This window comes from Mesorhizobium sp. YC-39, assembly GCF_025753795.1.
Taxonomy (GTDB): Bacteria; Pseudomonadota; Alphaproteobacteria; order Rhizobiales; family Rhizobiaceae; genus Mesorhizobium.
Genome location: NZ_JAOWPS010000002.1, coordinates 906,894 through 918,815 on the forward strand (window position 1 = coordinate 906,894; position 11,922 = coordinate 918,815).

At 61.9% G+C, this 11,922-nt stretch carries 10 protein-coding genes and 1 pseudogene; 7 read left to right on the forward strand and 4 right to left on the reverse strand.

Annotated elements, in window-relative coordinates; translation table 11 throughout:
- Window positions 1-220 precede the first annotated feature (220 nt).
- Together OHD62_RS13845 and OHD62_RS13850 are read left to right on the forward strand one after the other, a co-directional pair.
- The gene (locus tag OHD62_RS13845; protein WP_263783339.1) at window positions 221-967 is read left to right on the forward strand and encodes an acetoacetate decarboxylase; all 747 of its coding nucleotides are present in this window, start codon (window positions 221-223) and stop codon (window positions 965-967) included.
- A gap of 33 nt (window positions 968-1,000) precedes the next feature.
- On the forward strand, window positions 1,001-2,161 hold the full coding sequence (locus OHD62_RS13850; protein ID WP_263783878.1) for a patatin-like phospholipase family protein: 1,161 nt from the start codon (window positions 1,001-1,003) through the stop codon (window positions 2,159-2,161).
- Between the two features lie 132 nt (window positions 2,162-2,293).
- Here the strand turns inward: OHD62_RS13850 and OHD62_RS13855 are convergent.
- Window positions 2,294-2,491: pseudogene (locus OHD62_RS13855) on the reverse strand (inorganic phosphate transporter); the annotation flags it as partial.
- A gap of 338 nt (window positions 2,492-2,829) precedes the next feature.
- Here OHD62_RS13855 and OHD62_RS13860 point away from each other — a divergent pair.
- Window positions 2,830-3,717, forward strand: coding sequence for a hypothetical protein (locus OHD62_RS13860; protein ID WP_263783340.1), 888 nt, complete (start codon window positions 2,830-2,832; stop codon window positions 3,715-3,717).
- A 24-nt stretch (window positions 3,718-3,741) separates the two neighbouring features.
- Here the strand turns inward: OHD62_RS13860 and OHD62_RS13865 are convergent, their stop codons facing one another.
- Window positions 3,742-4,278, reverse strand: coding sequence for a TetR/AcrR family transcriptional regulator (locus OHD62_RS13865; protein WP_263783342.1), 537 nt, complete (start codon window positions 4,276-4,278; stop codon window positions 3,742-3,744).
- Between the two features lie 145 nt (window positions 4,279-4,423).
- Here OHD62_RS13865 and OHD62_RS13870 point away from each other — a divergent pair, with 145 nt between their 5' ends.
- Window positions 4,424-5,761 (forward strand): efflux RND transporter periplasmic adaptor subunit, encoded by a 1,338-nt coding sequence (locus OHD62_RS13870; protein WP_263783343.1) that lies wholly within the window; start codon window positions 4,424-4,426, stop codon window positions 5,759-5,761.
- A complete protein-coding gene (locus tag OHD62_RS13875; protein WP_263783345.1) occupies window positions 5,758-8,841 on the forward strand; it encodes an efflux RND transporter permease subunit in 3,084 nt (1,027 codons plus the stop codon). The genes OHD62_RS13870 and OHD62_RS13875 overlap by 4 nt, the downstream gene beginning before the upstream one ends.
- Before the next feature lie 239 nt (window positions 8,842-9,080).
- Here the strand turns inward: OHD62_RS13875 and OHD62_RS13880 are convergent, their stop codons facing one another.
- Window positions 9,081-9,542 (reverse strand): L,D-transpeptidase, encoded by a 462-nt coding sequence (locus tag OHD62_RS13880; RefSeq protein ID WP_263783879.1) that lies wholly within the window; start codon window positions 9,540-9,542, stop codon window positions 9,081-9,083.
- 613 nt (window positions 9,543-10,155) lie between these two features.
- On the opposite strand from OHD62_RS13880, the gene OHD62_RS13885 reads away from it, so the two are divergent.
- Complete coding sequence (locus tag OHD62_RS13885) at window positions 10,156-10,338, forward strand: hypothetical protein (protein WP_263783347.1); 183 nt, start codon at window positions 10,156-10,158, stop codon at window positions 10,336-10,338.
- 59 nt (window positions 10,339-10,397) lie between these two features.
- On the opposite strand, the gene OHD62_RS13890 is transcribed toward OHD62_RS13885, so the two are convergent.
- Complete coding sequence (locus tag OHD62_RS13890) at window positions 10,398-11,084, reverse strand: response regulator transcription factor (RefSeq protein ID WP_263783349.1); 687 nt, start codon at window positions 11,082-11,084, stop codon at window positions 10,398-10,400.
- Between the two features lie 46 nt (window positions 11,085-11,130).
- Between OHD62_RS13890 and OHD62_RS13895 the strand changes: the two genes are divergently transcribed.
- Complete coding sequence (locus OHD62_RS13895; protein ID WP_263783880.1) at window positions 11,131-11,910, forward strand: response regulator; 780 nt, start codon at window positions 11,131-11,133, stop codon at window positions 11,908-11,910.
- The last annotated feature ends 12 nt before the right edge of the window (window positions 11,911-11,922 follow it).

Sequence of the window (11,922 nt, forward strand, 5' to 3'; positions counted from 1 at the left end):
GCGACAGGTGGGAGGGAACACGAAAGGAAAGAGGGGCGGCTTGTGCACCGCAGCATGACAATGCCACAGCCATGTGTCGGCGCGATTACAGGCTTGCGACGGCGTCAGCAGGCCCGTTTTAGAGGGACTGTCAGACGGCTGACACGGCATTGTCATGGTGCCGTGCAACATAAGCCGTTGCGCGCTCGCGCAGTCATTCCTCAGCGAACGGGGCCACAGTTTGGAAATCGCCGATGTCGTGAAGCGCGCCTATGCGATGCCGCTCACTAACCCCTCATTTCCGCCCGGTCCCTATCGTTTCTTCGACCGCGAATATGTCATCATCACCTACCGCACGACGCGCGAAGCGCTCGAGGCGGTGGTGCCGGCGCCGTTGGAGATCGACGAGCCGCTGGTCAAATACGAATTCATCCGCATGCCTGATTCAACCGGCTTCGGCGACTATACCGAGACCGGCCAGGTCATCCCCGTGCGCTACAATGGTGAACATGGCGCCTATGTCCACTCCATGTATCTCGACGATGACGCGCCGATCGCCGGCGGCCGCGAGCTATGGGGCTTTCCGAAAAAACTGGCCAATCCGAAGATCGTGCATGAGGGCGAGGTGGTGGTCGGCACTTTGCACTATGGCAGCGTTCTGTGCGCCACCGGCACGATGGGCTACAAGCACAGGCCGGCCGATCACGACCAGATCCTCGCCTCGCTTGCGGCACCCAACTTCCTGATCAAGATCATCCCGCATGTCGACGGCACGCCGCGCATCTGCGAGCTGGTGCGCTACCATCTCACCGACGTGACATTGAAGGAGGCCTGGACCGCGCCGGCGGCGCTTGACCTGCGGCCTCATGTCATGGCCGACGTAGCGCGCCTGCCGGTGCTCGACATCGTGTCGGCCGTTCACTTCACCGCCGATCTGACGCTTGGGCTGGGCGAGGTGGTTCACGACTATCTCTCCGACCGTGGCTGATCCGCCCCGAAAATCATGTCGGAGACCAAAACCGTGCTCGAACGCAACAGCAAGAAGGTGGCAGCCGCCACCATCGAGGAAATCTCCGCGCAATATGACCGCGTCGCGCTGGTGTTCCAGGGCGGCGGGGCGCTGGGCGCCTATCAGGCCGGTGTCTACCAGGCGCTGGCCGAGGCCGGCTGCGAGCCGAGCTGGCTTTCCGGCGTGTCGATCGGCGCCATCAATGCGTCTATAATCGCCGGCAACGAGCCGAGCCGCCGGCTGCAGCGGCTGGAGCAATTCTGGCAGACGATTTCGGGTCGCAAGATCTGGGCCTATACGCCCGAGGGCGACATCTACCGCGACATCCGCAACCGCACCTCCTCATGGATGACGATGGCCATGGGGCAGCCCGGCTTCTTCAAGCCGCGCAATCCCAACCCGTGGTTCGAGCAGCCGGGCGCCGAGGGTGCCACCTCCTTCTACGACACCGCCGAGCTGAAGGACACGCTGGAGAGCCTTATCGACTTCGACGTGTTGAACGACGGCAAGAAGCGGCTCAGCGTCGGCGCGGTCAATGTCAGGACCGGCAACTTCGTCTATTTCGATACCGAGAAGGTGCGCATCGGCCCCGAGCACATCATGGCAAGCGGCGCGCTGCCGCCGGCCTTCCCAGCGGTCCGCATCGAGGGCGAATATTACTGGGACGGCGGCATCGTCTCCAACACGCCGCTGCAATATCTGCTCGACCAGGAGGAGGACCGCTCTTCGCTGGTTTTCCAGGTCGACCTGTTCAGTGCGCGCGGTACCTTGCCGCGTGGCATGGCCGACGTTTTGTCACGGCACAAGGACATCATGTATTCCAGCCGCACACGTCAGAACACCGATAATTTCCAGCGCATCCACGCGCTGAAGATGAAGCTGCTAGATGCCCTGAAACGCGTCCCCGCCGAACTGCTGAATGATGGTGAAAAAGAGCTGATCGAGGACTATTCGAATGCCGGCGTGGTCAACATCGTCCACCTGATCTACCAGCACAAGGGCTACGAGGGACACGCCAAGGATTATGAATTCTCGGGCACCTCGATGCGCGAGCACTGGGAAATGGGGCTTGAGGATACCCAGCGCACGCTGCGTCATCGCCAATGGTTGACACTGCCGACCAATGTCGAGGGCGTCGCCATCCACGATCTGCACCGCGAGGATCCGACCTGAAGTCAGGCTTCATCGGATGATCCTGCAATAAGGCCACCTGCATCGCCACAGTGTCGGCAGACTCTCTGAAAACATCTGGAAGCAGAAATGACGCCGCAAGCGGCGCCGTCTCTTTGATCGCGCCGTGGTCGCTCAGAACACTTGGCGGAAGATGATGAACAGCACGAATGCGAGCGCAATCGAGCAAGGCAGCGTCAGCACCCAGGCGAGCAGCAGATTGCGCACCGTCGACCATCGCAGGCCCGAACCGTTGGCCGCCATCGTGCCGGCGACGCCCGAAGACAACACGTGGGTGGTCGACACCGGCAGGCCGAAACGGTCGGAATCCCCGCTTCGCTTGAAACAACGTCCACCGTGTCCAACTCCTCTTGCATTACAGCAAAAACCGGGAGGGAACGCTATGTCCGCACAATGAACCCTATGTGACGGCACCGATCGTGCGCGGCACTCTGGAGGCTGCAAACTGGCACGAACTGCCTGGATAACCTCATCGTGATCGGTCCGAGATCCCGGCTTCGCTGGAGATCACACGCGACATTAAAAAGCCGCGGGATCTTTTGCGTATCCAGGGGCACATGGCGCGTCGTGCGGTTTCTGATTTGAAATTCCTGAACGCCGATGCCATGAAATGGAGGGGATCAAAAATCCACAAGCCGGGCCGTGGACGCATGGGCCTGACCGGAGCACGGGGGCGGAAGATAGCTCTGAACGCTGAAGACATAGTCGGCCATCCGGCGTTGCATCTCTGTGTCCAGGCGCAGTCGCTGGCGCTTATCCAGATTTACGAAGCGAGCCCGCGCCTTGCTTCCGTCTTCGCCACACAGCAACGTTGGCTGATGGGCCATGTCGGTCTTGCCTTGCATTTCAGGCGAGACCCGAGCGACCATCGCAAGCAATTGACGGCAGCCCGTTTCATCGATGCCATACGCCAGCATTCGGTGGCCAGCCGCAACACCGCCGAGGCTTTCATCAAAGAGATGCTGCACTATCACGTCGTCGAGTATCTGCCGACGAATGAGGATGGGCGTGCTCGCCCTTTTCAGGTCACGGCGGCAACAGTGAAGACATTTGCCGGCTGGGTCGTTGCCCATCTACAAACGCTGGACAGCCTCGACGGCGGGAGCCGGCTGGCCACATTCCTCGCCCGACCCGACATGCTTGCCAGATTGCAGCCGCTGGTGGCGGACGGCCTGCTTTCTTCTCAGCCGGTGCGCGAGCCCAAGCAGACCTTTTCCCTGTTCATCTGGCTCAACAATGGCGGCATCGTCATGGACTGGCTGATGTCCGGCATCGATCCCGACCAAGCGGGTCTCGACCGGATCCCGACCAGTGTGGTGTCGATCGCAGACCTCGCCAACTGGCTCAGGCTTTCCCGGACCCATCTTTCACGCAAATTGCGCGACGCCGAACAACTCGGCAGCGTCGGCTGGCTGGGCCAGCGGGGGCATTCGGTCATGTGGGTTTCGAAGCAGTTCTACCAGGAATACATGGCCGTCCAGGCCGCCAAGCTTGCCATTGTCGATGCGGCGTTCTCGACGTGCTTGCCGACCCCTTGAGCCTTCCCCGGACGGCCGCGGCGACTATCCGGCAATCCGCAGCAAGGACGATATCAGCAGCCCGCGCTCGTCAGCCGAAAGGATATCCGAATCGAAGAGGTTCATGCTGCGAAGCCCCTCGATGGCGAGAAAGCAGACCAGCAGCGCCTTGAGATCAGGGGTTTCTCCTTTCAGTCGCTCGAAGAGCTGCCGCTTGAACGATTTTATCGGCGTCAGGAAATCGGGATCCTCGGCGATCGCCGAAAATATCCACGAGGCCGACGGTTGCGGCTCCTCGCAATCGCTGGCCGAAAGCTTGATATAGATGGCAAGCAGACTTTCGCCGCTGGCCCCGGCCGTACGTGCGGCCTCCAGCGCCCGCTCGAACTCGCGCAGGTAATCCTCCACCAGCGCCTGCATCAACTTTGCCTTGGTCGGAAAATTATACAGCAAGCCACCCTTCGACACGCCGGCACGACTGGCAACCGCATCCAGCGACAGGCTTCCTGGTCCGGATTCCCGGGCAACATCGGCAGCCGCTGCGAGAATCTTCTCGCGCGAATTCGATCTTTGGGCTTTCATGGCACCCTCCCATCGCAACATTAGGCCCAATTGACAAGACCGTCCAGACGGTACAGTAAGACCGCCATTATTTGAAAATCGGGACCTGCCGTGGATAGTGTCCCGACATCGACCGCCATGACGGTCGCCGGTTGAGGGGACACTCTTGTTCAGACGCATAATCCAGATAGTCGTCATCGCCTTGGTTTTGCTCGTGCTGGTCGCCGTGGTCGGCGGCATTGTCGGCTTCAACTTCCTGCGCGACAACGGCATCAAGCAGTATTTCGCCACCATGAAACCGCCGGCGGCGACCGTGTCCACCACCATCGTCAAGCCGATCAGCTGGACGCCGGGCATCGAGGCGATCGGCACGGTGAGTGCGGTGCGCGGCGTCGACCTGACTGTTGAGACCGCTGGTATCGTCAAGGAGATCCTTTTTCACGCCAACGAGAAGGTCAAAGCCAACGCGGTTCTCCTTCAACTCGACGATGCCGTCGAACGTGCCGATCTCGATGCGGAGAAGGCTCAAGCCGTGCTCGTCCAGACGGCGCTGACGCGCGCCATCGAATTGCAGAGGCGCGGCGTCGGTGCGGACGTTACGCTTGACACGGCGCGGGCAACCGCATCAGCCACCCTCGCACAGGTGAACAAGATGCAGGCGGTGCTCGAGCAGAAGCAGTTGACGGCGCCTTTCGGCGGCACGGTGGGTATCCCAAAGATCGACCTCGGCCAGTATCTGGCGTCCGGAACCGCAGTGGTGACCCTGCAGGATCTGGACACGATGCGGGTCGACTTCTCGATTCCTGAACAGCAGCTTCCCCTGCTGAAGATCGGCCAGACGGTTCGGCTGGGCATCGGCGGCGGCGACATGCCGTTTGCCGGCGCCATTCGCGGCATCGACCCCAAGATCGACCCCAGCAGCCGTCTGGTCACGGTCCGGGCGGAGGTGGCCAACCCCGAAGGCAAGCTGACGCCTGGCCAGTTCGTGCAGGTGCGCGTCGAATTGCCGGAGGAGAACAATGTGCTGGCGCTGCCGCAGACTGCGCTGACGTCCAGCCTCTATGGCGATTTCATCTTTGTCGTGCGTCCGGCCGGGGCGGAAGCCGCCTCGGCCCCGGCTGCGAAGCCTGGAGAAATGCCCGCCGCCTCGGCAGCAGACGAGCCCGCGGCGGCGGATGCTGCAAAACCGGCGGACGCAACCAAGCCGGCGGCGGATGCCACCAAGCCCGCCGCTGATGCGGCAGCCGACAAACCCGCGGACAAGACGGCTGCCGACCCGGCCAAGCCGGCCACGGAGGGCGAAAAGCCGGCTCTCGTCCTGTCGCAGGTATTCGTCAAGCCTGGCCGCCGCAATGCCGGCATGATCGAGATCCTCGAAGGTCTCACTGCTGGCGATGAGGTCGTCACCGCCGGCCAGAACCGGCTTTTCAACGGCATGTCCGTTGCTGTCGACAACACGATCGACCCGACCAAGCCGGTGAACCAGCAGGCAAGCCAGAAATGAGTTTCTCCGATATCTTCATCCGCCGACCGGTTCTGTCGACCGTTCTGGCCTGCATGATCCTGCTCTTGGGCTTCCAGGGCATCTTCAACCTTTCGATCCGGCAGTATCCGAAGGTCGACGAGACCGCCATTACGATCACGACCGCCTACCCGGGCGCCAGCGCCGACCTGATCCAGGGCTTTATTTCAGCGCCGATCGCCCGCGCCGTCGCCTCGACCGAGAACATCGATTACGTCACATCGGCCAGCCGGCCGTCCTCCAGCACCGTGACGGTGCAGATGAAACTCGGCTCCAACCCGGATGTCGCGCTGACCGAGGTGCTGTCGAAGGTCCAGGGCGTGCGCGGCACTTTGCCGGAAGCATCCAAGGACCCGGTGATCGTCAAAGGCACCGGCGATCAGTTCGCGATGATGTATATCTCGATGCAGAATCCGAACATGACGAAGGAGCAGTTGACCGAATATATCGAGCGCGTCATCCGGCCGCGCATGTCCACGGTCGAAGGCGTTGCCGACGTGCAGATCTTCGGCGCCCAGGAATATTCGATGCGCGTCTGGATCGATCCGGTGAAGCTCGCGGCGCGCGGGGTCACCGCGGGGGACGTGCTGACCGCCATCAACGAGTCGAATTTCCTCTCCGCGCCCGGCAATACCCAGAACGAATATGTCGTCTCCTCGATCACCGTGCGCTCGACGCTGCAGACGCCGGAGGCTTTCGCCGAGCTTCCGCTCCGTTCGAAAGACGGCAACGTGGTGCGGCTGCGTGACGTGGCGCGTGTCGAGCTGGGCGCCGCGAACACCGACACCAGGGTCAGCTTCAACGGCAAGCCCGGCACCTTTCTGGCCATCTTCCCGACGCCCGCCGCCAATCCGCTGACCACGGCGGCGGCGATCCACAAGATCGTGCCGGAGATCCAGGACACCCTGCCGATAGGCATGACGATCGAGATCGTCTACGATTCGACCGAACAGATCAGCGCTTCGATCTACGAGGTGTTCAAGACCATCGGCGAGGCAGTCGCCATCGTCATCGTCGTCATCCTGCTCTTCCTCGGCTCGTTCCGCTCGGTGATGATGCCGATCGTGACCATTCCGCTGTCGCTGGTCGGCGTCTGCTTCCTGCTGTTTGCAATGGGCTACTCGATCAATCTCCTGTCGTTGCTCGCCATGGTGCTAGCGATCGGCCTGGTTGTCGACGACGCGATCGTGGTGGTGGAAAACATCCACCGCCATATGGAAGAAGACCACATGTCGCCGATGCAGGCGGCCTTCAACGGCATGCGCGAGATATTCTCCGCCATCGTCGCCATGACGATCACGCTGGCCGCCGTGTTTGCGCCGCTGGCTTTCACCGGGGGCCTGACCGGAGCGCTGTTCCGTGAATTTGCGGTGACGCTCGCCGGCTCGGTGGTGCTGTCGGGCCTCATCGCCGTCACCATCACGCCGATGATGTCGGCTCGCCTCCTGAAGGCCGGTTCGCATAGCCGCTTCCAGCACATTGTCGACAGTACCTTCGGGTGGGTCGAGCGCGTCTACGAGAAGGCTGTCACCGGCTCGTTGAACTATCGTCCGCTGACACTGATCATTGTGCTTGCGCTTGTCGGCGTCACCGGCTTTGCATTCACCAAGACATCGAGCGAACTGGCGCCGGAGGAAGATCAGGGCTTCCTGCTTTCGCTGGTGACCGCGCCCCGTTACGCGACGTCCGACTATACCGAGACCTACGTCAACCAGATGCTCGGCCTGGTCAAGGATCTGCCGGAAACGCGGGCGCAGTTCTCGGCGGTCGCCTTCGGCGGCCAGACCAACAGCGCCTTCGTCGGCTTCGCCTTCAAGGACTGGGCCGAACGCACGCGCAGCTCCAAGGAAATCCAGGCGGACATCCAGGGTCGGCTGTCCAAGGTCGCCGGCGTCGAGGCTTTCGTCTTCGCGCCGCCGACGCTGCCGGGCTCCGGCGGCGGCCTGCCGATCACCATGGTGGTGCGCTCGACCGGCGACGCTTCCGAAGTGTACGAGGCGGCCGAGAATATCAAGAACAAGGCGCAGGCCTCCGGCCGCTTCATCGTCGTGCAGAATTCGATGGCCTTTGACGCACCGCAAGTGACGGTGACGATCGACCGCGACCGCGCTGCCGCCCTCAACCTGCCGATCGCCGAAATCGGCCGGACGCTGACCTTGCTGGTCGGCGGCGCCGAAGTGGCACAGTTCGATCGCGATTCCAACAGCTATGACATCATCCCGCAGGTGCCGCAGCAATTCCGCGACAACCCCGAAAAACTGGCCGAGTATTTCGTGCGCAGCGCGTCGGGCGAAATGGTGCCGCTGTCGGCGGTGGTGAAGATCTCGACCAACGCATCGCCGGCCGCGATCGAGCAGTTCAACCAGTTGAACTCGGCAACGATTTCCGCACTGCCGCTGCCCGGCGTCACCACCGGCGACGGGCTGAAGACCATCGAGGACATCGCCAGGGAGAGCCTGCCCGACACCTTCTTCATCGACTATTCCGGCCAGTCCAGACAGGAGAAGGAACAGGGCAGCACCATCCTGATCGCCTTCGCTGCCGCCATCGTCGTCATCTACCTCGTGCTGGCGGCGCAATTCGAAAGCTTCCGCGACCCGCTGATCATCATGATGGCGGTGCCGCTGTCGATTTTCGGTGCGATCGTGCCGCTCAATCTGGGCTTGGGAACATTAAATATCTACACGCAGGTCGGGTTGATCACGCTGATCGGTCTGATTACCAAGCACGGCATCCTTCTCGTCGAATTCGCCAATCAGCAGCGCGAGCAGCACGGGATGCGGCGTCGCGATGCCATCATCGCCTCGGCCAAGGTGCGGCTGCGGCCGATCCTGATGACGACGGCGGCGATGGCGCTCGGCGTGGTGCCGCTGATCACCTCCAGCGGTGCAGGTGCTGCGGCACGCTATTCGATGGGCCTGGTGATTTTCACCGGCATTCTGGTCGGCACCATGTTCACGCTTTTCGTGGTGCCGATGTTCTACACTTTCATCGCCAGCAAGGACCTGCCGCATCATGCCGAGAAGCCCGACCCGAAGCTGATGCCGGCGCTGCAGGACTAGAGCCTGTTCCATCCCGATGGAATCGGGATGGAAACAGGCTCTATCTCTCTGCTTGAGCATGATCTTCTCCGAAAATCGGTTCCCACTTTTCGGGATCATGCTCTAAAACTGCACGACCAAATAAAAAGAGGCCGGAAAATCCGGCCTCTTTTTTGGCTGCTTGACTTTACCGCCGCCATCGGCGGGAAGCCGGAGCGGCGAAGCCCGATAACTCAGGCCTCAAACCGTTCCAACGCAGCCTACTTGACGATGACGATGCTGGTGTTGGCCGGACCGAAGACCTCGACAAGCTGGTAGAAGTCGGCGGCATTGTCCGGATGCAGCCGCACACAGCCATGCGAGGCCGGCTGTCCCAGGCGCTTGACGGCATTGGTCGCATGCACGGCGTAGCCGCCGCTGAAGAAGACGGAATGTGGCATCGGCGCGTTGTCGTATTTCTTCGAATACCACATCTGGTGCATGCGGGTCGGCCTGAACGAACCGGTCGGCGTGACATACCCCCTGGCGCCGGTCGAGACCTTCCACGCGAAGGTCGGCCGGCCGTCGACCAGGACTTCCATGGTCTGCTGCGAAAGCGACACCCGCGCCACGATCTTGTTGGCAGCTTGCGCAGCGCCATTGCCGGCACCGAGGAGAAGGGCCGCACCCGTCAGGGCGGCCGCGGTGATGTGAATGAGCTTGGCGGAAATGGTGGTGCGCATGATGTCCCCCTGTTTGCCGGACATGGCCGGTTCCAATTCGATGACCGGCTTATCGTTGGCGCGTGTTTCGAACCGATTTCGTAGGATATGCGTTTCTGTTTCGAATCTGTTTCCTATGGTTAACGGAAGCGACTCGCTTGGTGCAGATCTTTCGAAGCGAGACCCGAAGCAAACAGCGCTGGCTGCCGTCGAGCTGGCAAACGGAAGATGCCAGCTAACCTCAAGCGAAAACTTGCTTTTCCCTCATATGAAAGAAATCGACCCCGCTCGAAACCAACCTGCAACAGAGCGCGGCGTGGGGCGGCATGATACGGATACAGGCCAGCCGCAGATTTGACCCAACGGAAACAAGCCCGCGCCAAACGAAAGTTGGCACGAAATTGAAAGCGGTCCTGTTTCCCGCCACGGTCTGGATCTTTTCCAGCCTGCGCGTCAACCGGCTCAAGGCCCTCTGGCGGGTCGGTTTTGGGCTGAAGAAGATGCGCGGCCCCTCCGGCAACTTGCAGCCGAGAGGACCGAAGGCCCGCGCCGCGACGGGGGGCTCCGCAGCGGCGCGGGCACTTCGGGAGGTATCCCGAAGCGTGACGTAATCTGGATTTGGGGAGTGGATAAGATGAACACGAAATTTGCAGCTTCGGTGCTTTCCGCACTGCTCTATGCACAGGGCCTGCTCGGCTTTGCCGGCCTTGTCACCGTGCTTCTGAAGGATCGCGCTCAGGCGACCGAATTCGTCATTGCCAGCGAGATGGGACCTAGCGAAGTGCCGTCAGGTCCGTCGCTTCTCGTGGTGCGTTGAGCGCCACGGCCTGTGGACAGCAGGTGGCCGCCCTGCTCTCAATCGGTGATGAACTACCCTTAATCGCCGAACTGCATCGGCGGATCGAACCGATAACCCGCACCCCTTATGGTGGTGATGGTTTCAGTGTCGAGCTTGCGGCGCAGCCGCACGATGCGCGAATCGATCGAGCGATCGAAGGCATCGGCATTTTCGGCGGGCGCTCCGGCAATGATGTCGTCTCGCGTCAACACCTTGCGCGGACTGGCCAGAAACAGCTTGAGCAGCGCCACCTGGCCTGGCGACAATTGTTCCTCCGTGCCGGAGCGATGCATGACCATGGCCGACCGGAGGTCGACCGTCGCGTTCTCCAATACGATCAACTCCCCGGCGCTCCTGCCGCGCCGCGTCAGCAATCCGCCGATGCGGGCAGCGAGTTCTCTGACATTGAGCGGGCTCTCGACGACGTCGGCCGCCCCCAGTTCGAGCGCCAGCACCTTGTCGACCAGGTCGGTTGGCCGGCAGATCAGAATGAAATCCGGTCCGCTCTCGCCGCCATAGCGCCTGAGCAGATCGCGCCCTTCTGCCTGGCTGAGGCTGTCACCGATGACGGCGACATCGATGCCCTTTCCCGAAAGCAGGGATTCGGCCTCCCAGGGTTGGCGCACCGCGCGCACATCATGGCCGCGCCGTTCGAGATGGTCGGCGAGATCGGTCGCGACCGTATCAGCGACGGAAACAAGCGCGATGACGGATCGTGCAGCCATGTTTTCTTACCATTCCTTCAGTAACCGAATATGAGCGCTGGACATGATGTTTATACCCAATCTACTTTCCACTGAAAGCGGGAGCGAGAGCATAGTGCGGGCACGAATTGTCATCGTCGAGGACGAGCCCGATCTGCGGGACGCGGTTGCCGAGTATCTCGGCGCCAGCGGCTATGATGTGGCGACGGCTGAGAGCGCCGCCGCAGCGCGCAGCTTGCTGGAGACGCAGTCGTTCCATCTGGCCATCCTCGATATCGCCATGCCTGGCGAGGACGGCCTGTCACTCGGCCGCTGGCTACGCTCGAAAATGCCGATCGGCGTCATCTACGCCACCGCCGCTGGCACGGCGCTCGACCGCATCGTCGGGCTGGAACTCGGTGCCGACGACTACATCGTCAAGCCCTACGAATTGCGCGAGGTGCTGGCGAGGGTCCGCAGCGTGCTGCGCCGTGTTCCCCAACCGACCGAGCCGCATGGCGTCAAGACCGAAGCAACGGCCGACCGCCGTTCCATGAGCTTCGGGCCCTTCCATGCCGATCTCGACGGCAGGTTCGTTACCGGCGCCAATGGCACAGTCATCGACATGGCCAAGAGCGAGTTTGACGTGCTGGAGGTTTTCCTGACACGCGCCAACCGGCTGTTGACACGGGCCGCGATCTCCGAGGCGATCGGCTTCGTCGAGGATCCGGAATCGTCACGCGCCGTCGACATCCGCATCATGCGGCTGAGAAAGAAGATCGAGGCGGACCCGGCCAATCCGAAATTCCTGCGCACGGTGCGCGGCGAAGGCTATATCTTCTCGTTGCCGACCGGTGAAGGCAACTGACGGGCCGCAGGT